At 71.2% G+C, this 15,303-nt stretch carries 13 protein-coding genes; 5 read left to right on the forward strand and 8 right to left on the reverse strand.

Annotated features, from left to right (window positions below):
- Nucleotides 1-408: 408 nt before the first annotated feature.
- Both ACFWJO_RS08310 and ACFWJO_RS08315 read right to left on the reverse strand, forming a co-directional pair.
- Nucleotides 409-1,362, reverse strand: coding sequence for a hypothetical protein (locus ACFWJO_RS08310; protein ID WP_386863974.1), 954 nt, complete (start codon nucleotides 1,360-1,362; stop codon nucleotides 409-411).
- A gap of 14 nt (nucleotides 1,363-1,376) precedes the next feature.
- Entirely contained in the window at nucleotides 1,377-2,570 is a 1,194-nt protein-coding gene (locus ACFWJO_RS08315; RefSeq protein WP_386863975.1) for a hypothetical protein, read from the reverse strand.
- Between the two features lie 110 nt (nucleotides 2,571-2,680).
- On the opposite strand from ACFWJO_RS08315, the gene ACFWJO_RS08320 reads away from it, so the two are divergent.
- Both ACFWJO_RS08320 and ACFWJO_RS08325 read left to right on the forward strand, forming a co-directional pair.
- On the forward strand, nucleotides 2,681-3,289 hold the full coding sequence (locus ACFWJO_RS08320; protein ID WP_386863976.1) for a 2'-5' RNA ligase family protein: 609 nt from the start codon (nucleotides 2,681-2,683) through the stop codon (nucleotides 3,287-3,289).
- A gap of 39 nt (nucleotides 3,290-3,328) precedes the next feature.
- The gene (locus tag ACFWJO_RS08325; protein ID WP_386863977.1) at nucleotides 3,329-5,365 is read left to right on the forward strand and encodes a PIG-L family deacetylase; all 2,037 of its coding nucleotides are present in this window, start codon (nucleotides 3,329-3,331) and stop codon (nucleotides 5,363-5,365) included.
- Between the two features lie 82 nt (nucleotides 5,366-5,447).
- On the opposite strand, the gene ACFWJO_RS08330 is transcribed toward ACFWJO_RS08325, so the two are convergent.
- The 6 genes from ACFWJO_RS08330 to ACFWJO_RS08355 form a co-directional block, all read right to left on the reverse strand.
- On the reverse strand, nucleotides 5,448-8,117 hold the full coding sequence (locus ACFWJO_RS08330) for an N-acetylmuramoyl-L-alanine amidase (RefSeq protein WP_386863978.1): 2,670 nt from the start codon (nucleotides 8,115-8,117) through the stop codon (nucleotides 5,448-5,450).
- Nucleotides 8,118-8,317: 200 nt separating this feature from the next.
- Nucleotides 8,318-9,511, reverse strand: coding sequence for an elongation factor Tu (gene tuf / locus ACFWJO_RS08335; protein ID WP_386863979.1), 1,194 nt, complete (start codon nucleotides 9,509-9,511; stop codon nucleotides 8,318-8,320).
- Between the two features lie 162 nt (nucleotides 9,512-9,673).
- Complete coding sequence (gene fusA, locus ACFWJO_RS08340) at nucleotides 9,674-11,800, reverse strand: elongation factor G (RefSeq protein ID WP_384421329.1); 2,127 nt, start codon at nucleotides 11,798-11,800, stop codon at nucleotides 9,674-9,676.
- A gap of 39 nt (nucleotides 11,801-11,839) precedes the next feature.
- Nucleotides 11,840-12,310 carry a 30S ribosomal protein S7 gene (gene rpsG / locus ACFWJO_RS08345; RefSeq protein ID WP_128985143.1) on the reverse strand — a complete coding sequence of 157 codons (471 nt, stop codon included), beginning with the start codon at nucleotides 12,308-12,310 and terminating at the stop codon, nucleotides 11,840-11,842.
- A 2-nt stretch (nucleotides 12,311-12,312) separates the two neighbouring features.
- The gene (rpsL, locus tag ACFWJO_RS08350; RefSeq protein WP_003948652.1) at nucleotides 12,313-12,684 is read right to left on the reverse strand and encodes a 30S ribosomal protein S12; all 372 of its coding nucleotides are present in this window, start codon (nucleotides 12,682-12,684) and stop codon (nucleotides 12,313-12,315) included.
- A 382-nt stretch (nucleotides 12,685-13,066) separates the two neighbouring features.
- Complete coding sequence (locus tag ACFWJO_RS08355; RefSeq protein ID WP_386863980.1) at nucleotides 13,067-13,519, reverse strand: helix-turn-helix domain-containing protein; 453 nt, start codon at nucleotides 13,517-13,519, stop codon at nucleotides 13,067-13,069.
- A 244-nt stretch (nucleotides 13,520-13,763) separates the two neighbouring features.
- On the opposite strand from ACFWJO_RS08355, the gene ACFWJO_RS08360 reads away from it, so the two are divergent.
- The 3 genes from ACFWJO_RS08360 to ACFWJO_RS08370 are packed head-to-tail and all read left to right on the forward strand — an operon-like array spanning nucleotide 13,764 to nucleotide 15,164.
- Complete coding sequence (locus ACFWJO_RS08360; RefSeq protein WP_386863981.1) at nucleotides 13,764-14,111, forward strand: WhiB family transcriptional regulator; 348 nt, start codon at nucleotides 13,764-13,766, stop codon at nucleotides 14,109-14,111.
- On the forward strand, nucleotides 14,104-14,955 hold the full coding sequence (locus tag ACFWJO_RS08365; protein WP_386863982.1) for a hypothetical protein: 852 nt from the start codon (nucleotides 14,104-14,106) through the stop codon (nucleotides 14,953-14,955). Before ACFWJO_RS08360 ends, ACFWJO_RS08365 begins: the two co-directional genes overlap by 8 nt.
- Nucleotides 14,949-15,164, forward strand: coding sequence for a hypothetical protein (locus tag ACFWJO_RS08370; protein WP_384421324.1), 216 nt, complete (start codon nucleotides 14,949-14,951; stop codon nucleotides 15,162-15,164). Before ACFWJO_RS08365 ends, ACFWJO_RS08370 begins: the two co-directional genes overlap by 7 nt.
- The last annotated feature ends 139 nt before the right edge of the window (nucleotides 15,165-15,303 follow it).

Consider the following 15,303-nt stretch of genomic DNA (forward strand, 5'->3'; position numbering starts at 1 on the left):
GGGCGTGTCGCACTCCCTCTACGAAGAAGCCCGGAGGACTTCCCAACCAAGGGGGTGCGGTCCACGACCGCGAGACGGGGGTGAAACACCCACCGGGTGCCTGGTCGGGGCCCCGCTGACACTTCCCGGAAGATTCCCGTACGTCCGCCCCAGCCCCTCTCATCGGAGAAGCGTGAGACGACGAGTACTGTGGGACTCGCTTCCGGTCCTCCCGGCGGGAGGCGCGCAGCATCGGCACTCAACCGAGCAACCCCGCTAGTCTGCCATACCAGGCCTGGCGGCCGCCAATCGGGGGCGAAGACTGTACCCCACGTCACGCCGGGGTACACACAGGGCCACACCTCCCGCCCCTGCGCGCCCCCGGCTCCCGGCTGCGGCCCGGCTCGCGCCCCCGGCCCGGCCCCTCGCTCAGGTGCGCGAGACGGTCCCGCACTCCTGGGACAGCTGGTCCAGGTCCTTGCTCCGGTCGTACGGGTCCTCCTCCGGCCCCGCGGGCTCCGCGTCCGGGTCGGCCGCGAGGTCCGAGTCGAACTGCGGGTGCAGGAAGCCGTCGTTCCGGTCACAGGCGCTGTTGCCGACGTTGGCGTTCCACTCCCAGATCGCCAGCCTGCCCTTGGTGACCTCGAACTCCTCCGGGTCGGACAGACCGAACACGACCGTGCGGCGGACGATGGTCCGCGTCACCTCGTCGGAGCCCGGGGCGCTCTTCACGAGCGGGTAGACGAAGGTGTAGTCCGCGCGGATCAGGACCGCGCCCGCGTCCTCGCCCCTGCCCGCCTCGACGGTCATCCGGCCCCGCGTCTTGACCACCGTGCCCGCCTGACGGACGTCCTTCGGGTCGAAGCGGCTGAACAGCGACGTCGGGTCGTTCTCCTCGGTCGGCGCGGTCAGCGACTTCTCCAGGTCGGCGAGCACGTCGGGCTGCTTCGGGTCGACGAGCGCGAGCGCGGCGGCGGGCTTCCCGCCCTTGATCACCGCCGGGTCCAGGTTGGCCGCGACCAGGAACTCCTTCGACTTCTTCAGCGCGTCGGCGACCTGCGCCTTCGACATCCAGCCGGTCGCCTTCGCCGCCGGCAGCTCGATGCCCGCCGCGCCGTCCGCCCAGCGCAGCGCGGGAGAGCCCTTGAACGGCTCCCGGAGGGTCGGCAGGTCCGGGAAGGCCTCCTGCGACGGCGCGGCGGACGGCCGCTCGGTCTCGGCGCCGAGCGGACTCGTGTCCCCGGCGTCCCGCCACGGCATCAGCTCGGGCCGCAGTACGAGGATCGCGAGCCCAGCGGCCACGACGATCCCGACGGCGCCGGAGGCGATGCGGGCGGCGGGGCTCTGCGCCCCGCCGTCGTGGCCGTCGTAGTCCCATCCCATGTGCTTCTCCTCTGTCAGCTGCGAGTGACCGTGCCGCAGCCATCGGGCTCCTGGTCGAGCGGCTTGCTGCGGTCGTACGGGTCGATGGCGGGGCCCGTCTGGGCGGGGTCGGGGGCGGTGGTGTGGTCCTCCGGGAACATGGGGTGGAAGAAGCCGTCGCCGGTGTCGCAGGCGCTGTTGCCGAACTGGCTGTCGTAGTCGTTCAGAATCAGCCGGCCCTTGGTCACGGCGTACCGTCCCGGCTGGTAGAAGGCGAAGATCACCTCGCGGCGGACGACCGTGCGCGCGACCTCGTCGGCTCCCGGCCGGGCCTTCACCAGCGGATAGACGAAGGTGTAGTCCGCATGGACCAGGACCGCGCCCTCCTCCTTGCCCTTGCCGCGCTCGACGGTCATGTGGCCGCGGGCCTTCACCACGGAGCCGACGAGGCGGAACCGGGACGGGGAGAAGCGGCTGACGAGGAAGGTCGGGTCGTTCTCCTCCGTCGGCTTCGCCAGCGCCTTCTCCAGGCGCTCGCGCATCTCCGGCTGCTTCGGGTCGATCAGCTTCAGCGCCGCCTCCGGCCGGCCGCCCGCGAGGACCGCCGGGTCCAGGTTGGACGCCACCAGGAAGTCCTTCGAGCGCTTCAGCGCGGTCTCGACCTGCGTCTTCGACATCCAGCCCGTCGCCTTCGCCGCCGGCAGCTCGATGCCCGCCGCGCCGTCCGCCCAGCGCAGGGCCGGGGAGCCCTTGAAGGGTTCCTCCAGGGTCGGGCGGTCCGGATCGACGTACTCCGGGGGCGCGGTCGGGGCGGCCGTCTCGGCGGTGAGCGGGGTGGTGTCCTGCGGGTGGTCCGTCCAGCTCGACGGCAGGGCCGAGGTGACGCTCTCCGGCAGCACGCCGGTCACCAGCTGCGGCCGTACGGCGACCAGGGCGACGGCCGCCACCAGGGTGATGCCGAGGCCCGCCTTGATCCGGCGCCTGCGCTGGGCCCGGCCGTTCATCTCCTGCCAGGCCGGGCCGGTGCGCCAGCCCGGCGGCTCCTGGCGCCTGGCCGCCTTCGGCGCCTTGGGGGCCTTGGGCTGCTTCTTCGGCTTCGCCTTGCGCAGGGCTCGTTCCTGGGCCTCCGTGCCGAGGCCCTGCTCCTTCGCGGCCTCCACGAAGGAGGCCCATTCCTCGTCCGAGACCGACGGTCTGTCGGGCCCCTTGTCGGACGGCTTGTCGCTCATCTTTCCCACCCCTGGTGTCGCATAGTGCGAAGCGGACGTTCTCACGCCCTCCGACCTGCGGAAAAGGCGGGTCCATAACCCTTGATCGGTTCGTGACGTACGGAGGTCCCGTGCCCGTGCCCGAGGTCCCGCTGCTCGCCGCCGAACCCACCTACCGGACCGCCGTGGCCTGGCTGCCGCCCGACGAGCTGTGGCCAGGCATCCAGGCCGTCCGGCGCGTGCACGACCGGCAGATCCGGCGCTGGCCGCCGCACGTCAACGTCGTCTACGGGTTCGTGCCCGAGTCCGAGTTCCCGCGGGCGCTGCCCCTCGCCGCCGAAGCCCTGCGCGCGCTCCCGCCGTTCACCGCGCGACTGTCCGGAGTGCGCTGGTTCCGGCACCGGCACGACGCGACCGTCTGGCTCGACCCCGCGGCCGGCGGCTCCGCCCCCTGGCTCGCGCTGCGCGAGGCCCTGGAGGAACGCTTCCCCCGCTGCGCCGACCCGCGCCCCTTCACCCCGCACCTCTCCCTCGGCCGCAGCCGCGAGCCCGCCGCCCTGGCGGCCGAGTGCGCCGCGTTCCTCGGCACGGCGACCGCGCCCGTACGGGAACTGGTGCTGCTGTCGCGGCGCGGCGACGGCCCCATGGAGGTGCGCGCGACCGTGCCGCTCGGCGGACCCGCCGCACCGGACCGGACCCGGCGCACCGGACTGAACCCCGTGCCCGGAAAATCCGTCTAGCCGGTCGCACGAGGGACACGACGGACCAGACCGGGCACCATGAGCACGTACGGGGGCACAGGAGCGGTGGACACCAGAAGACCGGCACGGCGCACCGTGCTCGTGGGAGCGGCGGCCGGGGCCGCCGCGGTCGCGGTCGCCGGATGCTCCGTACCCGCCCCGCCCGGCCGGACGGCCTCCGCCGACCCGGCGCCCGGCCGGCCGGTCTCCACGGGCCACCGGGCCCTGCTCATGCAGTTCGCCGCCCACCCGGACGACGACCTGTACTTCATGAACCCCGACACCCAGCGGCTGCTCGACGCCGGGGTGCCCGTCGTCTCCGTGTACGTCACCGCCGGCGAGCACACCGGCAAGAACCGGATCAAGGGCATGCCGGAGACGCCGCCCGACAAGGCCGCCTACTCCTCCGCCCGCCATCAGGGGCTGCGCCAGGCCTACGCGGAAGCGCTCGGCGCCGAAACGTTCACGCCCTGGCGGAAGCATGTCGCCACCCTCGCCGGCGGCCGCCGCGCCGAGGTCGACACGCTGGAGCACGACGGGCGCCGGGTCGAGCTGGTCTTCCTCAACCTGCCCATGCACACCCCGCGCCGCTACATGGCGCTGCCGGCGCTCTGGCAGGACCGCGCCCTCGAACTGCGCACCCACCTGTCCGCCGACTCCCCCGTCACCCGCGCCGACACCTACGACCACACCGGCCTGATCGAGGTCCTCGCCGGGCTGCTCGCCGAGTACCGGCCGACGGTCGTGCACACCCTCGACCCGGACCCGGACATCCAGCACAGCTCCGAGGCCGCCCGCAAGCGCGACAGCGAGCAGCCCGGCTACTCCGACCACGGCGACCACACCGCCGTCGCCTCCTTCACCTGGGCCGCGCTGCTGCGCCGGGTCGCCGACGCCACCGCGGACGGCGGCCCCGTCCCGGCCTTCACCACGACGGCCTTCCGCGGCTACTACAACCGCCACTGGCCCAAGAACCTCCCGCCGCGGGTCCTCGCCGAGAAGGCCGCCCACCTCGTCCCGTACGGCGGCGACCCGTCCTGGGAGTGCGGCAACCCGTCCGGCTGCGGCGACTACGGCGTGGGCGGCGACCGCCCGCTCACCAACTGGAAGGGCTGGGTGCGCGCCACCCACTACCGCTGGCCCGCCGCCGGTCCCGCGGTCACCGAGGAGGCGGGCGGGCGACTCGTCGCGTACGGGGTGCTCGGGCTGCGCGCGGTCCGCTGGCGCGAGCGGGAGGAGCGCACCGGCGTGTTCGGGGAGCCGGAGGACCTCGGCGGCGGCCCGCTGGCGCCGGCCCTCGCCCCCGCGGTGCTCGCCGACGGCAGGGTGCTGCTCTTCGGCATGCGTTTCGCCGCGCTCTCGGGCCGGGGCGGCGCCGACCGGCGCGAGCTGGTGCTGCTGGAGCAGCGCTCCCCCGGCGGGCCCTTCCTCGCGTGGCGCGGCCTCGGCAGTCCGGAGCGCGGCGACGACCGCGGCCGCCGGATCGGCGCCCCGGTGGCCCTCGCCGCTCCCGACGGCCGGGTCCACCTCTTCGTACGGAACGCGGACAAGGGCGTCTCGACGCGGGTGCGGGCGGCCGACGGGTCCTGGAGCCCGTGGCGGGCACTGCCCGTCCAGGAGGAGGTGCAGGACGGCCTGACGGCGCTGGCCGACACCAGAGGCCGGGTGCACCTGCTGGCGGCGGGCCGCACCGCCGTACGGCACTGGGTGGACGGCGCGCCCGCCGCGCCGCTCCCCCTCGCCGGCGACCCCGTCGCCGCGGTCCCGGCGGGCGACGGCGACGTCCAGGTCTTCTACCGCGCGCCCGCCGACGGCCGGCTGCGCTCCGCCTCCGGCACGGCGCCCGCCTTCGAGGGGTACGGGCCGCTGGCCGCCGCGCCCGGCGCCCGCGGCCCGGTGCTGCTCGGCCGGGACGAGCGCGGCCGGGTCCAGCTGCACCGCGACGGCCGGCTCCTCACCCGCACCCACGGCGTCACCCCGGCCGGCCCCGCCCCGGTGCTGCACCGCGACCAGGCGGTGGTGGGCCTCGGCGCGGACGCCCGGCCCTGGGTCTGGCGGCCCGGCCTCCGCGCCTGACCGGCCCGGCGGTGGCTCCCGCACACGGAAGGGCCCGCCTCCCGGAACGGGAAGCGGGCCCTCACGTCGGCCTGGAATCAGGTCACTTGATGAAGTAGCCGGTGATGTCGGCGATCAGGTCGACCGAACCGGACTTGTTGTAGAAGTTGACCTTGCCGTCCGCGCCGACCGGCACGATCACCAGGTTCGGGATCGTCTGGCCCGCGACGAAGTTCAGGTTCGACGCGCTCGTCCGGGTCTCGCCCGACGGGTACACGGACACGAAGCTGCCCGCCGTCGGAGCGGTCGCCGTCACGTTGAGGACCACGGCCTTCACACCGGTCGCCGGAACGCCCTGGGCGCCGGCCACCTGGAGCGACACGACACCGCCGGGGCCGACCTTGGCCTTCGGCACGCCGAGACCGGCGCGGGTGTCCATCATCCGCAGCGGACCCAGGTTGACGTGCGAGGCGCCCGCCGGGTCGGTCGAGAAGTAGCCGGTGATGTCGGCGATCAGGTCGACCGAGCCGGCCCGGTTGTAGAAGCTGACCTTGCCGTCCGCGCCGACCGGCACGATCACCAGGTTCGGGATCGTCTGGCCCGCGACGAAGTTCAGGTTCGACGCGCTCGTCCGGGTCGTCCCCGCCGGGTACACGGACACGAAGCTCGCCGCCGTCGGAGCGGTCGCCGTCACGTTGAGCACGACCGCGGTGACGCCGGTCGCCGGGACGCCCTGGGCGCCGGTGACCTGCAGGTCGACGACCGCGCCGGGGCCGACCTTGGCCTGCGGCACGCCCAGACCCGCGCGGGTGTCCATCATCCGCAGCGGACCCAGGTTGCTGTGGGTCGAACCGCTCGCGTCCTTGACGTAGTAGCCGGTGATGTCGGCGATCAGGTCGACGGAGCCGTTGCGGTTGTAGAAGCGCACCTTGCCGTCCACGACCGGGACCGTCACCAGGTTCGGGATGGTCGTACCGGCCGTGAAGTTGAGGTTGGACGCGCTCGTCCGGTCGGTGCCGTTCGGGTAGACCGAGACGAAGCTGGCGTCGGTCGGGTTGGTCGCGGTGACGTTGAGGACGACCGCGCCCACGCCCGTGGCGGGGATGCCGTTCGCGCCGGTGACCTGGAGGACGACCTCCTGGCCCGCGCCGACCTTGGCCTTCGGCACGCCGAGGCCCGCGCGGGTGTCCATCAGACGGGTCGGGGTGACCGGCTGGAAGGTCTTCGGACCGGGCACGGTGACCGTGATCTGCGGCGTGGACGTCACCTTGCCGGAGGTGTGCGTGGCGCGGACCGTGATGGTGTGGGCGCCGTAGCTGCCGAGAACGGTGGACCAGGAGCGGGTGGCGCCGCCGGTGGTGACGGCCGTCTGGCCGTCGACCAGGACCTCGAACTTGTGGATGAAGGTGTTCGGCGTGCTGGTCGTCCAGGTGACGCTCACCGGGCCGGGCGTCTCGTAACCGGTGCCGGCGCGGGTCGCGCCGCCGCCCACCGAGCTGATGCCGAGGCCGCTGACGGAGCCGGTGGCGTAGCTGCGGACGGTGGACAGCTGCGGGTAGAGGCCGTCACCGGGGCACTGGGTGTTGAAGCCGTTGCGGTGGCCGGAGACGGCGTCGAACTCGTACGTCTGGCCCTGGGTGAACGACTGCCGGAAGTAGTTGCTCTGCGTGGCGCCGGCGGTCAGCGTGGCCTTGCCGGCCGGGTTCACCCCGTACTGGCCGAGCTTGTACGCGATGACCTTGGAGGCCGAGGCGAGCGCGGCGTCCGAGGCCGGGGAGGACGCGGCGGTGTGGTCGCCGAGGATCGCGACGCTGGTCGACTCGCTGTTCCAGCCGTACGTGTGCGCGCCGAGGACCGGCTGGTCGATGCCGCCCTGGCGGCCCTCGAAGATCTTGCCGCACTTGTCGACGAGGAAGTTGTAGCCGAGGTCGCGCCAGCCGTTGGTCTTCACGTGGTAGACGTGCAGCGACCGGACGACGGCGTCGGAGTCGGCGCAGTCGTAGGTGATGTCCGGGGTGTGGTGCACGAACGCGGCCTTGATCTTGCCGCCGGGCAGGTAGACCGGGCCCTCGTTGTTCAGCGACTCGTCCGCGCCCCACTCGGCACGCGTGACGATCTTGGGCTGCGGCGCGGTGGACGCGGGTCCGGGCGTGGTCGGCGGGAGGTCCGCCGAGAACGCGGCCGGCTCGGCGTTGAAGCCACCGTCGTTCGCGCCGCCCGTCGACTCCCTCTTCGGGTCGACCAGGTCGACCCGGAGACCGTCCGGCAGCTCGTTGTTGGCGGTGCCGTCGCTGACCCGGACCTCGACGCCGTCGGCGGAGCCGACCCAGACGGGCTCGGTGGAGCCGCGGGCGCCGGCGCGCTTGCCGTCGAGGAAGGCCGGGTAGGGCTCGAGGTTCCGCCACTCGCCCCAGGTGCCGTCGGCGGCGCTGCGCGCGCGGACCTGGATGGTGCCCTTGATCTTCGCCGCGGGGTCCGTCCAGGACACACCCATCAGGTCGAAGGGCTCGGTGGTGGTCTTGGTGAGCGTCGCCTCGCCGTGACCGCGGTCGGTCAGCGGAAGCTTCTGGACCTCGCTCTTGACGGGGCCTTCGCCCTTGGTGGCGGCGTTCTGCGCGCGGGTCGCGTTCCCGTCGGCGTCCACCGGCGTCCCCACCCCGGCGCCCGCGACGCTCTGGATGCCCAGGACCGCGGCGGCGGCCAGTGCGGCGCCCAGTGCCGTACGGCGTACTCGTCTGCCCGTTGTGCGACGCGCTCGACGTCCCGATTTCAAGTTGTCTCCACCCCTGATTGGTCATGACACGCCTGACCGGCGGCATGCTACGGGACGCCTGTTCGACTCCCGCACACGGGGGTGGGGTATCGCGGTGGTCGGAGCGGCACAGCAGAAGGCCCCGCACCACCGAAGTGGTGCGGGGCCCTCTCAAGCAGCTCCAGGAGCTACCAGGTCAAACCACCGAAGTTCGCGAGAACTTACTTGGTGATCTTGACGACCTGGCCGGCGCCGACGGTCCGGCCACCCTCACGGATGGCGAACTTGAGGCCCTCCTCCATGGCGACGGGCTGGATCAGCTCGACGGACATGGAGGTGTTGTCGCCCGGCATGACCATCTCGGTGCCCTCGGGGAGGGTCACGACGCCGGTCACGTCCGTGGTACGGAAGTAGAACTGCGGGCGGTAGTTGTTGAAGAACGGGGTGTGACGGCCACCCTCGTCCTTCGACAGGATGTAGGCCTGGGCCTCGAAGCTGGTGTGCGGCGTGACCGAACCCGGCTTGATGATGACCTGGCCGCGCTCGACGTCCTCGCGCTTGATGCCACGGAGGAGCAGACCGACGTTCTCACCGGCCTGGCCCTCGTCGAGCAGCTTGCGGAACATCTCGATGCCGGTGACCGTGGTGGTGGTCTTCTCCGGCTTGATGCCGATGATGTCGACGGTCTCGTTGACCTTGAGGACACCACGCTCGATACGACCGGTGACGACGGTGCCACGACCGGTGATCGTGAAGACGTCCTCGATCGGCATCAGGAACGGCTTGTCGACGTCACGCTCGGGCTGCGGGATGGACTCGTCCACGGCCTTCATGAGGCCGAGGAGCTTCTCGCCCCACTCCTTGTCGCCCTCGAGCGCCTTGAGCGCCGAGACGCGGACGACCGGCAGGTCGTCGCCCGGGAACTCGTACTCGGTGAGGAGCTCACGGACCTCGAGCTCGACGAGCTCCAGGATCTCCTCGTCGTCCACCATGTCGGCCTTGTTCAGGGCGACGACGATGTACGGAACGCCGACCTGGCGGGCCAGGAGCACGTGCTCCTTGGTCTGCGGCATCGGGCCGTCGGTGGCGGCGACCACGAGGATGGCGCCGTCCATCTGCGCCGCACCCGTGATCATGTTCTTGATGTAGTCCGCGTGACCGGGGCAGTCGACGTGGGCGTAGTGACGCGACTCGGTCTGGTACTCGACGTGCGCGATGGAGATGGTGATACCGCGCTGGCGCTCCTCAGGAGCCTTGTCGATCTGGTCGAAGGCCGAGGCCTCGTTCAGGTCCGGGTACGCGTCGTGCAGCACCTTGGTAATGGCGGCCGTGAGGGTCGTCTTACCGTGGTCGATGTGACCGATGGTGCCGATGTTGACGTGCGGCTTAGTCCGCTCGAACTTCGCCTTCGCCACTGGGGTCCTCCTGTGGAGTGGTTCTGTACGCCTTACTCATCGGCGCCAGGGTGATCTTTGCTGGGGTGCCGCCCGCCGGGGTTCTTTCCCTTGTCGGGTCCGACCCCCGGCGGTCGGTGTCAAGCCTAAGGCGTGGGAACGCAGTGCGTTAAACGCGGTGCGTTACTCGCCCTTGGCCTTCGCGATGATCTCCTCGGCGACGTTCCGCGGAACCTCGGCGTAGGAGTCGAACTGCATCGAGTAGCTTGCGCGACCCGAGGTCTTGCTGCGGAGGTCGCCGACGTAGCCGAACATCTCCGACAGGGGCACGAGGCCCTTCACGATGCGGGCACCGTGACGCTCCTCCATGGCCTGGATCTGGCCACGGCGGGAGTTGATGTCGCCGATGACCTCACCCATGTAGTCCTCGGGCGTGGTGACCTCGACGGCCATCATCGGCTCAAGGAGCACGGGAGAAGCCTTGCGCGCGGCCTCCTTGAAGGCCTGCGAACCGGCGATCTTGAACGCGAGCTCGGAGGAGTCGACCTCGTGGTACGCACCGTCGTGCAGGATCACGCGGACGCCGGTCATCTCGTAACCGGCGAGGATGCCGAACTGCATGGCCTCCTGCGCGCCGGCGTCGACCGAAGGGATGTACTCCTTCGGGATGCGGCCACCGGTGACCTTGTTCACGAACTCGTACGAGGTCTCGCCGCCCTCGATCGGCTCGATGCCGATCTGGACCTTGGCGAACTGACCCGTACCACCGGTCTGCTTCTTGTGCGTGTAGTCCACGCGCTCGACGGCCTTGCGGATCGTCTCGCGGTAGGCCACCTGCGGCTTGCCGACGTTGGCCTCGACCTTGAACTCACGGCGCATGCGGTCGACCAGCACCTCGAGGTGCAGCTCGCCCATACCGCCGATGATGGTCTGGCCGGTCTCCTCGTCCGAGTGGACCTGGAAGGAGGGGTCCTCCTCCGCGAGACGCTGGATGGCGACACCCAGCTTCTCCTGGTCACCCTTGGACTTGGGCTCGATGGCGACCTGGATGACCGGGGCCGGGAAGTCCATGGACTCCAGGATGACCGGGTTCTTGTCGTCACAGAGCGTCTCACCGGTGGTGGTCTGCTTGAGACCCATCACGGCGATGATGTCGCCGGCGCCCACCGAGTCGATCTCCTCACGCTTGTTCGCGTGCATGCGGTAGATCTTGCCGATGCGCTCCTTCTTGCCCTTCACGGAGTTCAGGACAGAAGAACCGGAGTCCAGGCGACCGGAGTACACGCGGACGAAGGTGAGCTTGCCGAGGTGCGGGTCGCTCATGATCTTGAACGCGAGGGCCGACAGCGGCTCGTCGTCGGACGGCTTGCGCTTGACGACCTCCTCCGGGTCGTTGACGGCGTGGCCCTCGATGGCCTCGACGTCAAGCGGGGAGGGGAGGTAGCGCACGACCGCGTCGAGCAGGGGCTGAACACCCTTGTTCTTGAACGCGGTACCGCAGAACACCGGGGTGACCGTGGTGTCCTTGGACTTGCCGGACGCGATGGTGATGCGACGGATGGCGGCGTACAGCTGCTCCTCGGAAGGCTCCTCGCCCTCGAGGTACAGCTCCATGATCGCCTCGTCGTTCTCGGCCACGGCCTCGAGCAGCTTGCCGCGGTACTCCTCGGCGAGCTCGGTGTGCGTGTCCGGGATGTCGACGACGTCGTACATCTCGCCCTTGGTGGCCTCGGCGGACCAGACGAGGGCCTTCATGCGGACCAGGTCGATGACGCCCTGGAAGTCGGCCTCGGCACCGATCGGGAGCTGCATCACGATCGGCTGGGCGCCGAGGCGGTCCTCGATCATGCCGACGCAGCGGAAGAACTCGGCACCGGTGCGGTCGAGCTTGTTGACGAAGCAGATGCGCGGAACGCCGTAGCGGTCCGCCTGACGCCAGACGGTCTCGGACTGCGGCTCGACGCCGGCCACGCCGTCGAACACCGTGACAGCACCGTCGAGCACGCGCAGCGAACGCTCCACCTCGACGGTGAAGTCGACGTGACCCGGCGTGTCGATGATGTTGATCGTGTGATCGACGTCCTCGAGCGGCCAGTGGCAGGTCGTCGCGGCGGACGTGATGGTGATGCCGCGCTCCTGCTCCTGCTCCATCCAGTCCATCGTGGCAGCGCCGTCGTGGACCTCACCGATCTTGTACGAGACACCGGTGTAGAACAGGATCCGCTCGGTGGTGGTCGTCTTGCCCGCGTCGATGTGGGCCATGATGCCGATGTTGCGCACCTTGGCCAGGTCAAGCGAAGTGGTAGCCATAAGGCTTCAGTCTTCTCTCGGTCTCGATGTGGGTTGCGACTACCAGCGGTAGTGCGCGAAGGCCTTGTTGGACTCGGCCATCTTGTGCGTGTCCTCGCGCTTCTTGACCGAAGCACCGAGGCCGTTCGAGGCGTCGAGGAGCTCGTTCATGAGGCGCTCGGTCATGGTCTTCTCGCGACGGGCGCGGGAGTAACCGACCAGCCAGCGCAGCGCGAGGGTGGAGGCGCGACCGGGCTTGACCTCGATCGGCACCTGGTAGGTGGCGCCACCGACACGGCGGGACTTGACCTCGAGGGACGGCTTGACGTTCTCGAGGGCGCGCTTCAGCGTGACGACCGGGTCAGCACCGGTCTTCTCGCGGAGGCCCTCCATGGCGCCGTAGACGATGCGCTCGGCGGTGGAACGCTTGCCGTCCAGCAGGATCTTGTTGATCAGCGAGGTGACAAGAGGAGAGTTGTAGACCGGGTCGATGATGACCGGGCGCTTCGGGGCGGGGCCCTTACGAGGCATTCTTACTTCTCCTTCTTGGCGCCGTAGCGGCTGCGAGCCTGCTTACGGTTCTTGACGCCCTGCGTGTCGAGGGAACCGCGGATGATCTTGTAACGAACACCCGGCAGGTCCTTCACACGGCCACCACGCACGAGCACGATGGAGTGCTCCTGCAGGTTGTGGCCCTCACCCGGGATGTAGGCCGTGACCTCGATACCGCTGGTCAGACGCACACGCGCGACCTTACGGAGGGCCGAGTTCGGCTTCTTCGGGGTGGTCGTGAACACACGCGTGCAGACGCCACGGCGCTGAGGGGAACCCTCGAGTGCGGGCGTCTTGTTCTTCTCGACCTTGTCCTGCCGGCCCTTGCGGACCAGCTGCTGGATCGTAGGCACTACTTCTCCGGTTTCTGTGTGCCGTTCGGTACAACTAACCTGGAACGTCGCCGACCCACGCGGTCGGGTGTGTCGAATCGCGCGGACCTCCGCCGGTGGCGGAAACGGGCGCTGATTGCGGTGGCCGGTCTCGGATCCGACGTGCGGTTGAGGACACGCACACGGCTCCGGGCACACCCCAGGCACAAGGCATGAGCGTACCTATCGCATGCACTCCGGTCAAAACAAATGCCCACGCGCAGAGCGCCCGGCCGACGTGGGAGAACACGCCGACGGCGGGCGCACGAAGGCCCGCGGCTCGACGCCGGGGCGCCCCGGGTCCGCGGCCCGGCCCCGGGCGTGCACCCGGGGCCGGCGTGGAGTGCGGGGGTCGGGTGCGCGGTCAGTCCTGGGCGGCGCGGCGGGACTCGCCCGCGGGCCGCTGCTCGCCGGCCTCCGCCTCCGGGTGATCCAGGAACTGGTTCACGACCTTGACGAAGACGTCCATCCGTTCGTCGGGGACGCCGAGCCAGCGCGCGAAGTCCTCCATGGTGGGCTGCCAGTCGCTCGGTGGCAGCAGGTCCGCCGCGACCGGCAGCTCCTCCGGGGTCACGCGCCCGGACCGGATCAGCATGTCGCGGACGGAGACCCCGAGAAGCGGGGCGATCCTGCGCATGGTCTCCAGGTCGGGCATGCTCTGCCGCTGCAGCAGCCGGGTGACCGCCGCGCGGTGCACGCCGGCCTCGTCGGCGATCCGGGACTTTCCGCCACCGCGGGGGCTGTCGATGTCGTAGCCGCGCGCTCGCATCAGGCCCTCGACCCATCCCGCGAACTCGTCGAGCCCTTGAGTGCTCATGTGTACCGCTCTCCCTTTAACTCCCCCACCCTTCGGGCCCCTTACTTTAGCGTGCTTGCGCGCACAGAATTACGTGCTTTCGTGCACGCAACCGTGTCGAATCGGTGAAGAGGGCTTCACGAAGCTAGTTGCGAGCTCGCACGCAACTTGTCTATGTTGCTGAGCGCCGCACTCGTCGGCCTCACGAGTCCCATGGACCCCACAGGTCCCAGGGGCAGCGGGGCCCGGAACGTGGAGACCCACCTTGCACCAGCCCGACACCAACCCATGGCAGGCCGCCGCCGCGTGCGCCGGCCTCTCCCCGTCCGTCGTCTTCTCCCGCCGCGGCAAGGAGGCGGCCCCGGCGCTGCGCGCCTGCGCCGTCTGCCCCGTCAGCCGGGAGTGCGAGGCGGCGGTCGCTCCCGCCGAGAGCTGGTTCGACGGCGTCTGCGCGGGCCGCCTGTGGCGCAACGGCCGCCCGGTGAAGCCGCGCCGCCGCAGGGGCCAGGCGGCCGCCGACGAGCTCGCGGCGGCACTGGACGCGGCGGGAGCGACGCTGGAGCCGGCCGCGCCGGCGCCGGCCCCGGTCCTCGCCGGGAGCACCCGTGGCTGAGCGCACGCCGCGACCGGACGGGCCCACCACCGCCGTCGCCTCCGCCCCCACCCCCGCCTCCGCCGCTTCCGCCTCCACCACTGCTTCCGCCTCCACCGCTGCGGCCGGCCCCGACCGCGGTCAGGCCGCCGACGAGCGGGTCCTGCGCGACGTCGTGCTGTGGGCCGCCTCCCTCGTACGACAGTTCCCGGAGCTCGCCGAGGAGCTGGCGCCCGGCCGCACGGCGCCCGCGGGGTCCGCGCCGCGCGCGCCGCACCCGGGCCGGGACGAGCTGATCCGTGCCGAGCGGCGCGAGGCCCTGCTGCTCGAACAGCGGCACGGACTGGCGGTGCCCGGACACGGCGCGGCGCCGATCCGGCTGCACATCTCCGACGCGATCCGCGACATCACCGACGGCGTGGTGGAGCTGGAGGAGGCGGTCTGCGCGCGGCTCGGGCTGCCGCGCCCGCGCCGCGCCGGGGTCGTGGAACGGCTGCGCCGGGTCGTCGGGCTGCTCGACGAGATCGCCGGCCACCCGGTGCTCGCCCGGCACGTGAGGGACGAGATCCGCCGCATGGCGCGCCGCTGCGCCCGCACGCTGGGCGAGGCGGAGACGGTCGTCCGGGTCTCGGGGCGCTGCCCGTGGTGCGACTCCGTGTCGCTGCGGGCCTTCCCGGACCGGCGGGCGGTGCTGTGCGTCAACCCGGCGTGCGTGTGCACGGACGAGGCGTGCGGCTGCCAGGACGACCCGTCCTACCGGCACCTGTGGCCGGAGGAGGAGTGGACGGAGCTCGCGGACGCGTCGGGGGCGCGCACGGAGGAGATCGAAGCCGCGATGGACGACACGAAGGAGACCTCATGCTGAGCTCGACGGCCCTGCCGCTGTCCCTGCCGGCGCTGATCCCGGGCCCGCTCGCCGCCGAGGAGGCGGGAGTCGCCCCGGCGACGATCCGCAAGTGGGTCCAGCTGGGCCACCTGCGCGCGGCGGGCAAGGCGGGCCGGGCGCAGCTGTTCCGCCTGGAGGACGTCTTCGCGGCGGAGCGCGCGGCGCGGCGGAAGCCCCGTACCGCCTGAGCTCACCCCCGTACGTAACGAAGCGCCCCGTGTCTCCCATGGGACAAGGGGGGGTTCTTCCTGCCCTCAAGAAGTCGTGCGGGGAGGCGGGCACGGCCCTAAAAAAACGCTTGCCTACCCGACCGGGCCAGCCGTCCCA

It is taken from the genome of Streptomyces sp. NPDC127092, from assembly GCF_042722475.1.
Lineage (GTDB): Bacteria > Actinomycetota > Actinomycetes > Streptomycetales > Streptomycetaceae > Streptomyces.